Below are 13,233 nucleotides of genomic sequence, written 5' to 3'. Positions count from 1 at the left end.
CCAGAACTGGATAAGAAGACCAGACCACTATTGTGGTGGCATGGCGCGTCATGCACCCGAGTTGCACCTGGCGTTGCAGCTCCCCGCCGACGAGTCGCCGCTGCGGCAGCGCATCGCGGCGGCCGTCATCGAACAGATCCGGCTGGGCCGGCTCGGTCCCGGTGACGCGCTGCCATCGACCCGCAGCATGGCCGCCGAGCTCGGGGTGGCCCGCTCGTCCGTGGTCGACGCCTACGACGAGCTCGCCGCGGCCGGCTACACCACCGCTCGGCTCGGATCGGGTACGCGGATCGCCGCAGGTGCCGACGCCGCGGCCCACGCAGGTGCCGCCTCACACGTCACCGCGGGTGGCGCCACGACGGTGGCCCCGCCCGCTCCCCGTCAACAGCCGCCCGCGTGGGATCTCACCCCCGGGCACCCTGATCCCGGACTGATCTCGACCACCGACTGGCGCCGTGCCTGGCGCGCCGCCGCGGCCGCACCCGTGCCCGCCACCGCGGCGGGGCCCGGTGGGCATGCTGAGCTCCGTCGCGCCCTGGCCGGTCACCTGCGTCGCACCCGTGGCATCGTCGCCGACCCGGGAGAACTGGTCATCGTCCCCGGCGTCGCGTCGGCACTGCGCACCGTCACCGCGGCGGCCGGACTGACCGGGCGGGATATCGCGTTCGAGGAACCGGGCTACGACGAGGCGCGACGGGCGTTCCAGATGTCCGGAGCCCGAACGCGCGCGGTGGCGGTGGACGGCGACGGACTCGATCCGGGCTCGCTGCGCGATTCCGATTCGGCCGTGTATTGCACTCCGGCGCATCAGTATCCGCTCGGGGCCCGGCTTTCCGTGCCTCGTCGTGCCCGCCTGGTGCAGTGGGCGATCCGGACCGGCGGACTGCTCATCGAGGACGACTACGACGGCGAATTCCGGTACGACGTGTCTGCGTTGCCGGCGTTGCGCGGTATCGACGGCGGGCGCGACTGCGTCGTCTACATCGGGACTGCCTCGAAGGTCCTCACCCCCGCGCTGCGGGTGGCCTGGCTGCTGCCGCCGCCCGGGCTGCGGGCGGCCGTCGCCGACGCACTGGAACGCAGTGGTGAATCAGTCTGTGGAGTGACCACTTTCGCGTTGGCCCGGTTCATCGAGTCGGGGGCGCTGACCCGGCACCTCGCGAGGACGGCACGTACGTACTCGGCGCGGCGGTCGGCGCTGGTCGGTGCGCTCGGTCGCCGGTGCGGGGGCATCCGGCTGGAGGGTGTCGAGGCGGGTCTGCACGTGGTGTTGCGGCTCGACGACGGGATCGACGACACCGCGATCGCGGCCACGCTCGGTGACCGGGGTGTCATTGTCGAGCCGCTGTCCGCGTATTTCGCGGGTCCGCCCGGCGCCCGGGGTCTGGTGTGCGGATACGCACGCCTGCCCGAAACTCAGGCCGACCCGGTGGCCGCGCTCATCGCGGGCGTGATCGGGCGGCAGTGACGACGCTCAGGGCTGCGCCGCGGCATCTCGTGCCGCACGATCGGGCAGGTCGGCGCCGGGTCGGGCGACCGTCATCGCCGCGGAAAGCGCGGCTGACTTCAGGATGTCTTCGAGGGCCTCGGTGCCGATCCGGGACAGGTCACGACGGCGGTCGGCGCCGAGCAGTCCCAGCGACCACAAAGCGTCGAGCAGGCCCGTCATGAAGGCGTCGCCGGCCCCGACGGTGTCCACCACCTGCACCGCCCGTGCGGGAACCGACACCGATCCGGCCCGGCACACCGCGAACGCCCCGCGCTCACCCGAGGTGACGGTGACGATCGACGGGCCGACTTCCAGCCAGGCCCGGGCGATCTGCTCGGGGGAGTGCCGGGGGTCCAGCCAGCGCAGATCGTCCTCGGAGGCCTTGACGATGTCGGCGCGTTCGATGAGCCGGTCGACGCGCCCGCGGGCGATGTCGTCGTCCTGGATCACGTCCGGCCGGACATTCGGATCGAAGCTGATCGTCGCCGACATGCGGTAGGCATCGAGCAGCGCCGCGGTGGCACGGCACCCCGGTTCCAGCACGGTGGCGATGGAGCCGGTGTGGACCAGCAGCGGGGTCGCGACCTCGGGGGTTCCGGCCAGCTGCCAGTCGATGTCGAAGCGATAGTGGGCCGATCCGGCGGCGTCCAGGGCGGCGAAGGCAGTCGGGGTCCGGCTGGCGCTGGTGCTGCCCGAAACCAGTTGTACCCCAGAATGTTCCACGTACTCGACGATGCGCTTGCCGCGGTCGTCATTGGCGATGTGGGTGAGAAAATCGACGCCGCGGCCCAATCGGCTCAGCCCCACGGCGACGTTGAGTGGGCTGCCGCCGACGTATTCGCCGCTGATCCTGCCGTCGCTCTCGACGACGTCGATCAACGCCTCGCCGATGACCAGGGCTCGGCTCATGGCTCCATGGTAGGTGGTTGCGCTAGAGCCGTCCGGCGATGAAGCCCGCGGCCTGATCGGGATACGGCGGAAGCTCGTATGCGCTGTGCGCCGCGCGGACACGTCCGCCCTCGACGCAGATCGGATCGCCGGGGCTGCACAGATCGATGGCCCGCCCGGCGAATTGTCCGGTGCTCGACAGCGGTGTGCCGAATCTGTTGCCGGGATTGCCGAACACCGCGACCGCGGCCACCCGGTCGGCGCTGTAGGGCGGCAATGCGGGAGCCGAACCGATCGTGCCGATCCGGTCACCGATAGGCGGTACGCCCGCCAGCATCGACATCGCCGCCGCACCTTGCGAGAACCCGCCCAACACCACCCGGGTGTCCGGGCATTGGTCGGCCAGCCAGGCGATGTGTCCGGCCGCGTCGTTCGCGGCGTCCGCGGTCGTCAGGAAGTTGAGCCCGGCCGGATAGTTGACCGCGTACACGCCGACGCTGCGTGGTGCGAGCTGGGGTACCAGCCGGTCGACCATCGCCTGGCCCACCCGGCCGATCCCGGGCGGTTCGCCGGTGCCGCGGGCGAACACCACTTCGACGTCCGAGCAGGGGTCGGCCGACGCCGCAGGAGCCGGGCCGCTGAAAACGGCCGCCGCGGGCATCAATACGGCCACGGCCAATCGCGGGAGCAAACTGTGCACACGGTTCAGCGCCATCTGCACATGCTCACATGTCGACGGGGCCCGTGTCTTCGATGTGGGTATACGTTTGCCTCATGGAGGGGCGTCATGGAGCGCTATGAGCGGGTTCGGCTGACGAATCCGGACAAGGTGCTCTATCCCGCCACCGGCACCACCAAAGCCGAGGTGTTCGACTATTACCTGAGCATCGCCGAGGTGATGCTTCCGCACATCGCCGGGCGCCCGGTGACCCGAAAGCGTTGGCCCAACGGGGTCGCGGAGGCGTCGTTCTTCGAAAAGCAGCTGGCGTCTTCGGCTCCGGGCTGGCTCGAGCGCGGGACCATCGCGCACAAGTCGGGCACCACCACCTACCCGATCATCAACACCCGCGAGGGTTTGGCCTGGATTGCGCAGCAGGCAGCACTCGAAGTGCATGTGCCGCAATGGCGGTTCGGCTCCGACGGGAGTCAGGGCCCGGCCACCCGCATCGTGTTCGACCTCGATCCGGGTGAGGGGGTCACCATGCCGCAGTTGTGTGAGGTGGCCCAGGCGGTGCGCGACCTGATGGGTGACATCGGGCTGACGACGTACCCGCTGACCAGCGGTAGCAAGGGCCTGCACCTGTATGTGCCGCTGGCCGAGCCGATCAGCTCCCGCGGTGCATCGGTGCTGGCCAAGCGGGTGGCCCAACAACTCGAACAGTCGATGCCCACACTGGTCACCGCCACCATGACCCGCAGCGTCCGTGCCCAGAAGATCTTCCTGGACTGGAGTCAGAACAGCGGGGCCAAGACCACGATCGCTCCGTACTCACTGCGCGGGCGGGAGTACCCGACCGTCGCCGCACCCCGCACATGGGACGAGATCGGCGACCCCGATCTGCGTCATCTGCGATTCGACGAAGTGCTGCAACGGGTTTCCGATGACGGCGACCTGCTGGCCGGTTTGGACGAGGATGCACCCCGGACCGACAAGCTCACCACCTATCGCAGCATGCGCGACGCGGCCAAGACTCCGGAGCCGGTGCCTCAGGACGTTCCGGCGACCGGCAACAACGACCGGTTCGTGATCCAGGAGCATCACGCCCGACGGTTGCACTACGACCTGCGACTGGAACGCGATGGTGTGCTGGTCAGCTGGGCGGTTCCCAAGAACCTGCCCGAGACCACCGCGGTGAATCACCTCGCCGTGCACACCGAGGACCACCCGATCGAATACCTGACCTTTCACGGTGGGATTCCCAAGGGGGAGTACGGCGCCGGGCACATGGAGATCTGGGACACCGGCACCTACGAGGCCGAGAAGTTCCGCGTCACAGACGATCCGGAGGCCCGCAACGGCGAGGTGATCTTCACCCTGAGCGGCAACCGCATCGACGGCCGCTATGCCCTGATCCAGACCGAGGGCAAGAACTGGCTGGCGCACCGGATGAAGGACCAGAAGTCGGCCACGCCGGAACCCAAGGACTTCGCGCCGATGCTCGCCACCGAGGGGTCCGTCGCGAAACTCAAGGCCACGCAATGGGCGTTCGAGGGCAAATGGGACGGATACCGGCTGCTGGTCGAGGCCGATCATGGTCGCCTGCAACTGCGTTCACGCCGCGGACGGGATGTCACCGCCGAGTACCCGCAATTGCAGGCGGTGGCCGCCGATCTCGCCGACCACCACGTGGTGCTCGACGGCGAGGTGGTGGCCCTCGACGACTCCGGGGTGCCCAGCTTCGGCGAGATGCAGAACCGGGCCCGCTCCACCCGGGTCGAGTTCTGGGCCTTCGACATCTTGTGGCTCGACGGCCGGTCCTTGCTGCGCGCCAAGTACACCGACCGGCGAAAGCTGTTGGAGGCGTTGGCCGCCGGCGGCGGACTGATCGTTCCCGAGCCGCTGCCCGGCGACGGCCCGGAGGCCATGGACCACGCCCGTGAGCACCGGTTCGAAGGCGTGGTGGCCAAGAAGCGGGACTCGACGTATCAGCCGGGCCGGCGGTCGGCCTCCTGGGTCAAGGACAAGATCTGGAACACGCAGGAAGCGGTGATCGGCGGGTGGCGTCAGGGCGAGGGCGGGCGCAGCAGCGGCATCGGCGCGCTGCTGCTCGGCGTGCCCGGCCCCGACGGCCTGCAGTTCGCCGGCCGCGTCGGCACCGGGTTCACCGAGAAGGAGCTGACCAAGCTCAAAGGCATGCTGGCCCCGCTGCACACCGACGACTCACCGTTCGACGAACCGTTGCCGAAGCTCGACGCGAAAGGGGTCACGTTCGTGCGGCCCGAGCTGGTGGGAGAGGTCCGCTACAGCGAGCGCACCAGTGACCACCGGCTGCGTCAGCCGAGCTGGCGCGGTCTGCGGCCGGACAAGTCGCCGGACGAGGTGGTGTGGGAGTCCTAGGAGCAGACGCAACGCGGACTCTCGTTGCGTTATCGAGCCAGCGATTCAAACGCATCGGCAGTCGCGCGATCGGCGGGAAAGAGTAACTCGATGGCCAGTTCGGAGATCGTGACTTCGAACGGCATGTCGAAGGTGCCGAACATGCCGAAGAACGACCACTCGCCGCCGCCGGGTGCCCGGACCCTGACCGGACCGAGATTCTGCGTGAAGGCGGATTCGCTTGCCGCACCCTCGTCTTCGTCGGGCAGGTAGTTCTCGAACTCCTCCAGGAGCTGCGCGAGCCGGTGGTCGGCGGTGGCGGCGTGCTGGCGCTGAATCCGATCACGAAAGTAGGACATGACCTCGTGGGCGTTGATGATCTGCGGCATCAATTCCAGGCCGACGCGGAGGACGTTGACAGGCGGGTTCAGCAGAGCAGGGTCGATGGTCGCGATCAGCGGCTGTATGGCGGCGTTCGCGGCGACCAGGTTCCAATTGCGGTCGAAGACCACCGCCGGATACGGCTCGTGACTTTTCAGAATCCGCTCCAGCGCTTCGCGGATCGGAGCGAGTTCCGGTGCGCCGAAAGGATGTTCGGGGAATGCGGGAGCATGCCCGGCGGCGAGCAGTAGCCGGTTGCGTTCGCGGAACGGGATTTCGAGCCGTTCTCCGAGGCGCAGCAGCATGTCTCGCCCGGGCTTGGAGCGGCCGGTCTCGACGAAGCTCAGATGGCGGGCCGACACGCCTGCGTCGAGTGCAAGCTCGAGCTGGGTCAGTCGACGCCGTTGCCGCCACTCCCGCAGCAGCGGCCCGACCTGAGGAGCGGAGCTGGTGGTCGCCATTCGCACCGACTGTAGCTGCGTCGGGTTCGCTGCTCCATTACCTCGGGGTAATCGACAGCACGACCTCTGACCTCAACCATCACTGGTATGACGGTCAGGAGGACGAAATGACTAACTTGCTTCGACGGCTGGTCTGCGGCGCAGCCGGCGCCTTGATGGTGGTCGCATTGTGTCTGCCGTGGGACCAGGTTCAGGACGCCGATCGCACCGCGTGGGGGTTATGGAAGCTCACTTTTCCGCTCTGCCTGGCCTTGGCCGCGTGTGCGTTGACCACCGCGATCACGGGCGGACGCATCGGCCTGAACAGGCCGGATGTTTCGATTGCCGGCGCGACTGATGGTCTGGGGGTCATCACCACGCTGACGCTGGCCTGGCTGCTGTTTGGCGATTTCCCCACTCAGGCCGGCCACCAGCCGGCCCTCATCCTGGCGTTGATGTCGGCGGCCGCAGCAGCCTTTGCAGCCGCTGACTACCGCCCGCTGCGGGGAGCGCCTCTCTTTCCGCGGATGGACGAGGAGCGCGGCGGTGATCACTGTTCCAGGAGTTTTTCTGAATCTCGTGGATGACGGCGTACCTGCATCTCCGCCGGTGGTCTGGGAGTCAGGAAACCAGACCGCGGGAACCGTCGACCGCTTCCTGAAGTCCCCGGGTCGCGAGCTCGTCGGCCAGTTCGTTGTCGGCGACACCCGAATGGCCTTTCACCCAGAACCACTCGACCTCGTGCTGCGCGCAGGCGGCCTGCAGCCGCTGCCAGAGGTCGACGTTCTTCACCGGCTGCTTGGCGGCGGTCAGCCAGCCGTTGCGTTCCCAGCCGAGCACCCACTTGGTGATGCCGTTGCGGACGTAGGTGCTGTCGGTGTGCAGGTGCACCACCACACGCCTGGTGAGCGCCTCGAGCGCCATGATGGGCGCCATCAGCTCCATCCGGTTGTTGCTCGTGGTCCCGGGCTCCCCGCCGTACATCTCGCGCACGTTCTCACGGTGGCGCAGCACCGCGCCCCAGCCGCCCGGGCCGGGGTTCGGCCGGCACCCGCCGTCCGTGTGGACGACGACGACGTCGTTGCTCAGGTGTCCGGCGTCGGTCATGCGCTGAGGATAGGCAACGGCGCGCGATGGTCGGCGGCCCGACACACGTCAACGATCACGAGTAGCCGAGATCACCGCCGTCCGGACCGACATTCCGAAATCCTTGTGCCGGACCGTGGTGATCCGGCGGCCCGGCTGTACGGCGTCCTTGACGGGAGTGGTGTGGTCGCCGAAGAACTCGGCGCTCGCGTCGATGTCGTCCACGACGTAGGTGATTCCCCAGAGCCTTGAGGGACCGTCGCCCGCCGTGTCCGGCGAACCGACGACCTCGAGGATCACCTCGCCGAACCGGAAGAAGATCTGGCGCACCCGTCGCCCGCCGAGTTCGGCGTCACGTTCCCGGCGCGGGGCCACGCCGATGGCGGCCAGCGATGAGACCGTGCGCCCGAGGTCGGGGGACAGCAGCACGACGTGGTCGATCGAGGTGGCGCCGTTCGGATGGGTGGCGGGCTCTGCGGTGGCGGTGGTGGACCGCACGGTGGGGATGCCGTCGAGGTCATCGACCGGCCCCTGCGGCGGCAGGCCGCGCAACGACCACCCGATGATGCCTTTGCCGCGGTCGTCGCCGACCAGCCGAATGCGAACGCCACCGATCCGGCAGACCGGGCCGGCATCTCCGCCGGGATCATCAACACTGAATCCCGCTCGCGTCCAGGCGTCCGGTGGGTCAGCGACTTCGATCTCGTCGACGGTGACGGTCATGGACGTGGAATCTATCGGGCCCGCGTTCACCTGCGGGGCGGCCGTAAGGCCTTCATCGCCAGGCGCATGAGGGGTTCGGGTACGTGGTCCTTGGCGGACAGTGCGGCACCGGCCGCCCGGGTGCGCAGCGGCGTGCCACGACCGAACCACCGGTTCAACGGCCCGCCCGACGGTTCCAGATCGACATGCAGCGGAGGCTTTCCGTCGGCGGCGCCGAGGGCGTGTGCGATGACGATGCGCTGGATCTCGCTGGTGCCCTCGAAGATCGTGTAGAGCTTGGCGTCCCGGTACCACTTCTCGACAGGGTGATCGGTCACGTAGCCCCAGCCGCCCATCGTCTGGATGGCCCGTTCGGTGGTTCGGACCGCAGCCTCGCTGGCGGCCAGCTTCGACATCGAGCCCTCGCCGCGCTCGAACGGCACGCCGGTGGCGGCCATCCAGGACGCCCGCCAGGTGAGCAGCCGGGCGGCATCGATCTGGGTGGCCAGGTCGGCGAGCGGAAACGCGACGCCTTGATTGTCGATTATCGGACCGCCGAAGGCGATGCGGCGGTTCGCGTACTCGGTAGCGTATTCCAATGCGGCCCTGGCGATTCCGAGTGCCTGGGCGGCCACCATCGGACGAGTCTGTTCAAAGGTTCCCAGGGTGGCCGAACCCGAGTGCGCCGCGCCCGCGACGGCCTCGCGAGCCCGGGCCAGCTTGTGTTCGAGCTTCTCGTGACCGCCGAGCAGATTGCCGGCAGGCACCCGGACGCCGTTGAACTTGAGCTCGGCGGTGTGCGAGGCGCGGCAACCGAGCTTGTCGAGTTTTCGCACCATTTCCAGCCCCGGGGTGCCGCCTTCCACCACGAACAGGGCCTGTCCCCGGTGGCCGAGGTCCTGGTCGACGACCGCGTTGACGACGTGCACATTCGCGATGCCGCCGTTGCCGATCCACATCTTGTGGCCGTCGATGATCCAGTCCGCGTCCACGCCGGGCCCGCTGCGGACGGCATATGTGCGGAGGTTGCGTACGTCGCTGCCGCCCTCGGGTTCGGAGATCGCCAGCGCGGCGAGCTTGAGATCGCCGGGGGTGCCGAAGCACTCGGGCGCCCACCGCAGCATCTGTTCCGGCGAGGCCGCCTGACCGATCGCCGACAGTGCCAGTGCCGGCATGACGATGGCCAAGCCGATCCCGGCGCAGCCCCAGAACAGCTCCTCCATGAACATCGGAAGGGACAATCCGGTGGGGTCACCGATCAGGTCGCGGTAGAACAGCGGGCTGTAGAAGCCCTGGTTGGCCGCTTCTTCGAGCACCGGCCACGGAAACTCCTGGCGCTGGTCGTACTCGGCGGCGACCGGCCGGACGATCTCTTCGGCGAACTCGTGCGTCCGTCGCGCGAGGTCATGCTGTGCCGCGGTGGGAGTGAGGTCGAATGCCACGGCATGTGGAGTACCCGCTGCAACAGTTGCCGAACTTCCGGATGGACCTCAGTCGGACGTCTGGCCGGCGTCCGCGATCCGTTTCCTCGCTTCGGCCGGCGAAATCCGCAGCCTCCTCGCCAGCACGGCGGCCGGGTCGAATCGAGGTGGTGACGCGGTCTGGGTGGCCACCATCCGTCCGAGCAGCCGTTGTTGCGCGGTCGCCAATCGTCTCTCCCCGGCATCGAGCCGGCACAACACCTCGTGGAGTTCCGAGCGTGTCAGAGCGTGCACCGACAGCGCGTCGATTTCTTTGCATGCGGCGTTGAGGTGATCGAGGGCTTCACCGACGATCGTCCGCTCGAGATCCCTATCGGATGCCAATATCGAACTCATGTTCGGTACCGTACGCCGACCCACCGACAGGCTGCGCTCTCTCGTGACCTCGGCGGAAAAACAATCGGCCGCACAAAGTGTGCGGCCGATTGTGGGCACTCGGTATTCACCAAACCGCTATTTCCGGTTTGGCGTCTCCAACAATTGCATGCCCTGTTTTATTCCCAACTCAGCAGGCGACGTCGACATATGCCGTCTTTGAAATGACGGTGGTATTGATCGAACTTCCGCCCCTGGAGTCGTTGGTGGCGATCGTCTGCCCCTGGCGCACCCCGAGCACGGTGCAGTTGGCCAGTGGTGCGGCTCCGGTGCGATTCACGATGACGTGATATCCGCTGGTCTGAAGGCTTTTCACGGTTTGTTCCGCTGACTGCCCGGTCGGGGCGGCGGCGGCGACGCCCCCGAGGAATGTTCCCGCGGCCAGCGCACCCGCGGCTAATGTGGCGATGGTATATGACTTCATTTCCCAACCCTCCGTTGCAGGCCGCACCGGGAGTCCCACTACTTCCGGTTGCCGCCTACAACGTTTAATTGGGAATCGGGTTCGAAAATTCCAGAATTCTCAGCTGAAAATGCGGAATTTCTCAGGAAGCAGTTTCAGCTCTCCTCGACGGTGATCCGCAGGCGCGGCTTGCGCTCGGCATCGGAGCTGTCCATGGGATCCCACACCAGACGCACCTGTGTCATCGTTGAAAGATGAGTAGTGACGGGTACAGCGTCGATGAAGACGACCAGTTGACTCAGGAGGATGCCCTCATCGACCGGGGCGTCGACGACCTGCTCGACGAGGGTTACTCGCCGCCTGACCGGTGGCGGGAACCGCGTGACCACGAGACCCTCGATGAGCTGCTGGCCGAGGAAGAACCCGACCCCGCGATGCAGCTCGACGATCCCGACTATCTCGACGAGCAGGGCGGCGATGACGAGGTCGGAGACCGGCGGTCGGGTCGGTTGGTGGCCCCCAATGCGGGCTTCGGTGCGGACGAAGAGGCGGAGCTGCTCGGGACCGACGTCGGCATCGACGGTGGTGCGGCCTCCGCGGAGGAAGCCGCAGTCCACATCATCCCGCCGTCATCGCCGGATGGCGGTCCGTCGTTCTAAGGCCACCGACACGGTGAAGACCAGCAGCCCGCCGACGGCCAGCACGGCGCCGGCCGCGGCAGGCGCGGTGTAGCCGAGACCGGCCGCGATCACCAGGCCGCCCACCCAGGCGCCCGTGGCATTGCCGATGTTGAGGGCGGAGTGGTTGAGCGCGGCGGCCAGGGTCTGCGCATCGTGGGCGACATCCATCAGCCGGGTCTGCAACGCCGGGCCGACGGCCGAGCCGGCCACGCCGATGCCGAACAGCAGCGGCAGCGCGGTCCACGGGTTGTGCGACCCCAGCGAGAACGCGGCCAGCAGCACCGCCAGCGACCCAAGGGACAGGTACAGCGCACGGATCACCGAGGTGTCCGCCAACCGGCCGCCGATCAGGTTGCCGCTCACCATGCCGAGGCCGAACACCATGAGCGCGACGGGAACCATCGACCGGGGCAGGCCGGTCACATCGGTCATCGTGGTGCTGATGTAGGTGTACACCGCGAACATGCCGCCGAAGCCGATCATGCCGACCAGCACCGCCAGCCACACCTGAGGTCGGCGCAGCGCACCGAGTTCCGTCAGCGGGCTGGTGACGTGCATGGACCGCAGCTGCTTGGGCAGCCACCGCCACTGGGCGGCCAACGTGATCAGGCCGACGCCAACCACCAGACCGAACGCGCTCCGCCAACCGAAGGCCTGACCGAGCCAGGAGGCCACCGGAACGCCCAGCACGGTCGCGACGGTCAGGCCGCACAGCACATAGGCCACCGCCTTGGCCCGGTTCTGCGGACCCATCAGATGGGCAGCGGCCAGCGCGGCGATCCCGAAGAACGCGCCGTGCGGCAGGCCGGCGACGAACCGGGCGATGACCAGGGTCGGGTAGGTCGGTGCCAGCATGCTGGCCACGTTGCCGAGGGTGAAGACCGCCATCAGCGTGAGCAGCAGGGCCTTGCGGGGCCAGCGCGCGGTGAGCGCGGCGATGACGGGCGCGCCGATCACGACGCCCAGCGCGTAGGCGGAGATGACGTGACCCGCGGTGGGCTCGCTGATGCCGAAGCCCGTCGCGATGTCGGGCAGCAGCCCCATCGCGACGAATTCGGTGGTGCCGATACCGAAGCCACCGAGGGCCAGGGCGAACACCGCGAGGGAGCGCACCGTGGGATCGGGCGCTACAACGGCGCGCGGTCGTTCGATCGAGGTCGTCATGTGAAGCAAGCTTTCCGAGGGTTCGCGAATTGGAGCTCTCGGACGGCATTGGCGAGAACGGCGGGTGCAACGCTAACGGGGTGCGGCGTGTTCCCTCAAACCGTATTTCGGGATCGCCGTTTTCCATGCCTGGGTCGTCGGATGGCGCCGGGCACGACCCAGGCGTAGAAATCGGCGCAGGAGACCTAGACCTTGGCGATGACGTTCTCGGCGAACTTCTCCAGGTGGCGGATCTTGCTGTCCAGCGGCTCGGGGTCGTCGCCCTTGATGTAGGGCAGGCGGAAGCCCACGATCACATCGGTGACGCCCTTGTCCTCGAGTCGTTTGATGCCGTCCGGGGTGTAGGCGTCGGCCGAGATCACGTGGATCTCAAACGGCCCGGTCTGGCCCTCTTCAGCCCGGATCTCGTTGAGCCGTTTGAGGAGGACATCGAGGTCGTCGGTGCCGCCGCCGTGCATCCACCCGTCGTTGCGGGCCGCGCGGCGCAGCGCCGCTTCGGCATGCCCGCCGACGAGGATCGAGACCGGCTTCGACGGTGCCGGGGTCATCTTGGTCTTGGGGACGTCGTAGAACTCGCCGTGGTATTCGAAGTAGTCACCGCTGGTCAGGCCGCGGATGATGTCGATGCACTCGTCCATCCGTTTGCCGCGCCGCGCGAACGGCACACCCATCAACTCGTAGTCCTCCGGCCACGGGCTGGTGCCGACCCCGAGCCCCAGCCGGTTGTCGAAGAGCGCGTTGAGCGAGCCGACCTGCTTGGCCACCAGGGCGGGCGGCCGGATCGGCAGCTTGAGCACGAAGAAGTTGAAGTGGAGCGTGGTGGTGACCGCGCACAGGGCCGAGGCCATCACGAAGGCCTCGACGAATGCCTTGCCGTCCAGGAACTCACGGTTGCCGTCAGGGGTGTAGGGGTACTTCGAGTCGGACTCGAAGGGGTAGGCGACGCTGTCGGCGATCGTCATGGCGTGGTAGCCGGCCGCTTCGGCCGCCTGGGCCAGCGGGATGTAGTAGGTGGGATCGGTCATGGCTTCGGCATAGGTGAACCGCATGCCGTACACACTAGAACGTGTTCTAGTTCTGTGTGGCTGATCGGGCAGGCATGATGAC

Annotated in this window: 14 protein-coding genes; 4 read left to right on the top strand and 10 right to left on the bottom strand. The window is 67.7% G+C overall.

The genetic code is table 11. The annotated features are described in order from the left end of the window. Positions 1 to 40 precede the first annotated feature (40 nt). Positions 41 to 1,468: a MocR-like pyridoxine biosynthesis transcription factor PdxR gene (pdxR, locus tag TX88_RS23015; protein ID WP_044520174.1), complete on the top strand. Its 1,428-nt coding sequence runs from the start codon at positions 41 to 43 to the stop codon at positions 1,466 to 1,468. A 6-nt stretch (positions 1,469 to 1,474) separates the two neighbouring features. Here the strand turns inward: pdxR and TX88_RS23010 are convergent, their stop codons facing one another. Then, positions 1,475 to 2,398: a carbohydrate kinase family protein gene (locus TX88_RS23010; RefSeq protein WP_044520173.1), complete on the bottom strand. Its 924-nt coding sequence runs from the start codon at positions 2,396 to 2,398 to the stop codon at positions 1,475 to 1,477. A 22-nt stretch (positions 2,399 to 2,420) separates the two neighbouring features. Next, positions 2,421 to 3,038, bottom strand: coding sequence for a cutinase family protein (locus tag TX88_RS23005; protein WP_044521755.1), 618 nt, complete (start codon positions 3,036 to 3,038; stop codon positions 2,421 to 2,423). A gap of 126 nt (positions 3,039 to 3,164) precedes the next feature. On the opposite strand from TX88_RS23005, the gene TX88_RS23000 reads away from it, so the two are divergent. After that, positions 3,165 to 5,435 carry an ATP-dependent DNA ligase gene (locus TX88_RS23000; protein WP_044520172.1) on the top strand — a complete coding sequence of 757 codons (2,271 nt, stop codon included), beginning with the start codon at positions 3,165 to 3,167 and terminating at the stop codon, positions 5,433 to 5,435. Between the two features lie 29 nt (positions 5,436 to 5,464). Here the strand turns inward: TX88_RS23000 and TX88_RS22995 are convergent, their stop codons facing one another. Beyond that, positions 5,465 to 6,256, bottom strand: coding sequence for a helix-turn-helix domain-containing protein (locus tag TX88_RS22995; protein ID WP_044520171.1), 792 nt, complete (start codon positions 6,254 to 6,256; stop codon positions 5,465 to 5,467). Positions 6,257 to 6,363: 107 nt separating this feature from the next. Here TX88_RS22995 and TX88_RS22990 point away from each other — a divergent pair, with 107 nt between their 5' ends. Next, positions 6,364 to 6,822 (top strand): hypothetical protein, encoded by a 459-nt coding sequence (locus TX88_RS22990; RefSeq protein WP_162563204.1) that lies wholly within the window; start codon positions 6,364 to 6,366, stop codon positions 6,820 to 6,822. A gap of 34 nt (positions 6,823 to 6,856) precedes the next feature. Here the strand turns inward: TX88_RS22990 and rnhA are convergent, their stop codons facing one another. From rnhA to TX88_RS22965, 5 genes are all read right to left on the bottom strand, one after another. Beyond that, entirely contained in the window at positions 6,857 to 7,324 is a 468-nt protein-coding gene (gene rnhA, locus TX88_RS22985; RefSeq protein WP_110918182.1) for a ribonuclease HI, read from the bottom strand. Positions 7,325 to 7,390: 66 nt separating this feature from the next. Beyond that, positions 7,391 to 8,044: a VOC family protein gene (locus TX88_RS22980; protein WP_044520168.1), complete on the bottom strand. Its 654-nt coding sequence runs from the start codon at positions 8,042 to 8,044 to the stop codon at positions 7,391 to 7,393. Positions 8,045 to 8,070: 26 nt separating this feature from the next. Beyond that, positions 8,071 to 9,465: an acyl-CoA dehydrogenase family protein gene (locus TX88_RS22975; protein WP_044520167.1), complete on the bottom strand. Its 1,395-nt coding sequence runs from the start codon at positions 9,463 to 9,465 to the stop codon at positions 8,071 to 8,073. Between the two features lie 48 nt (positions 9,466 to 9,513). Further along, positions 9,514 to 9,840, bottom strand: coding sequence for a hypothetical protein (locus TX88_RS22970; protein ID WP_044520166.1), 327 nt, complete (start codon positions 9,838 to 9,840; stop codon positions 9,514 to 9,516). A 169-nt stretch (positions 9,841 to 10,009) separates the two neighbouring features. Beyond that, positions 10,010 to 10,303: a hypothetical protein gene (locus tag TX88_RS22965; protein WP_044520165.1), complete on the bottom strand. Its 294-nt coding sequence runs from the start codon at positions 10,301 to 10,303 to the stop codon at positions 10,010 to 10,012. A gap of 233 nt (positions 10,304 to 10,536) precedes the next feature. Here TX88_RS22965 and TX88_RS22960 point away from each other — a divergent pair, with 233 nt between their 5' ends. Further along, a complete protein-coding gene (locus TX88_RS22960; protein WP_044520164.1) occupies positions 10,537 to 10,941 on the top strand; it encodes a DUF5709 domain-containing protein in 405 nt (134 codons plus the stop codon). On the opposite strand, the gene TX88_RS22955 is transcribed toward TX88_RS22960, so the two are convergent. After that, positions 10,912 to 12,126 carry an MFS transporter gene (locus tag TX88_RS22955; protein ID WP_044520163.1) on the bottom strand — a complete coding sequence of 405 codons (1,215 nt, stop codon included), beginning with the start codon at positions 12,124 to 12,126 and terminating at the stop codon, positions 10,912 to 10,914. The genes TX88_RS22960 and TX88_RS22955 overlap by 30 nt on opposite strands. A gap of 185 nt (positions 12,127 to 12,311) precedes the next feature. Further along, complete coding sequence (locus TX88_RS22950) at positions 12,312 to 13,175, bottom strand: LLM class flavin-dependent oxidoreductase (RefSeq protein ID WP_044521746.1); 864 nt, start codon at positions 13,173 to 13,175, stop codon at positions 12,312 to 12,314. Positions 13,176 to 13,233 lie beyond the last annotated feature (58 nt).

Source organism: Mycolicibacterium septicum DSM 44393 (assembly GCF_000455325.1).
GTDB lineage: Bacteria > Actinomycetota > Actinomycetes > Mycobacteriales > Mycobacteriaceae > Mycobacterium > Mycobacterium septicum.
This window is presented reverse-complemented; position numbering and strand designations above follow the sequence as displayed.

What these genes read in the sequence shown, in the direction of transcription:
- TX88_RS22960 (WP_044520164.1), top strand. Translation starts at nt 10,537, where the DNA reads ATGAGTAGTGACGGGTACAGCGTCGATGAAGACGACCAGTTGACTCAG.
- TX88_RS23005 (WP_044521755.1), bottom strand. Translation starts at nt 3,038, where the DNA reads ATGCCCGCGGCGGCCGTTTTCAGCGGCCCGGCTCCTGCGGCGTCGGCC.
- TX88_RS22980 (WP_044520168.1), bottom strand. Translation starts at nt 8,044, where the DNA reads ATGACCGTCACCGTCGACGAGATCGAAGTCGCTGACCCACCGGACGCC.
- pdxR (WP_044520174.1), top strand. Translation starts at nt 41, where the DNA reads ATGGCGCGTCATGCACCCGAGTTGCACCTGGCGTTGCAGCTCCCCGCC.
- TX88_RS22950 (WP_044521746.1), bottom strand. Translation starts at nt 13,175, where the DNA reads ATGCGGTTCACCTATGCCGAAGCCATGACCGATCCCACCTACTACATC.
- TX88_RS22995 (WP_044520171.1), bottom strand. Translation starts at nt 6,256, where the DNA reads ATGGCGACCACCAGCTCCGCTCCTCAGGTCGGGCCGCTGCTGCGGGAG.
- TX88_RS22955 (WP_044520163.1), bottom strand. Translation starts at nt 12,126, where the DNA reads ATGACGACCTCGATCGAACGACCGCGCGCCGTTGTAGCGCCCGATCCC.
- TX88_RS22990 (WP_162563204.1), top strand. Translation starts at nt 6,364, where the DNA reads ATGACTAACTTGCTTCGACGGCTGGTCTGCGGCGCAGCCGGCGCCTTG.
- TX88_RS23010 (WP_044520173.1), bottom strand. Translation starts at nt 2,398, where the DNA reads ATGAGCCGAGCCCTGGTCATCGGCGAGGCGTTGATCGACGTCGTCGAG.
- TX88_RS22970 (WP_044520166.1), bottom strand. Translation starts at nt 9,840, where the DNA reads ATGAGTTCGATATTGGCATCCGATAGGGATCTCGAGCGGACGATCGTC.
- TX88_RS22965 (WP_044520165.1), bottom strand. Translation starts at nt 10,303, where the DNA reads ATGAAGTCATATACCATCGCCACATTAGCCGCGGGTGCGCTGGCCGCG.
- TX88_RS23000 (WP_044520172.1), top strand. Translation starts at nt 3,165, where the DNA reads ATGGAGCGCTATGAGCGGGTTCGGCTGACGAATCCGGACAAGGTGCTC.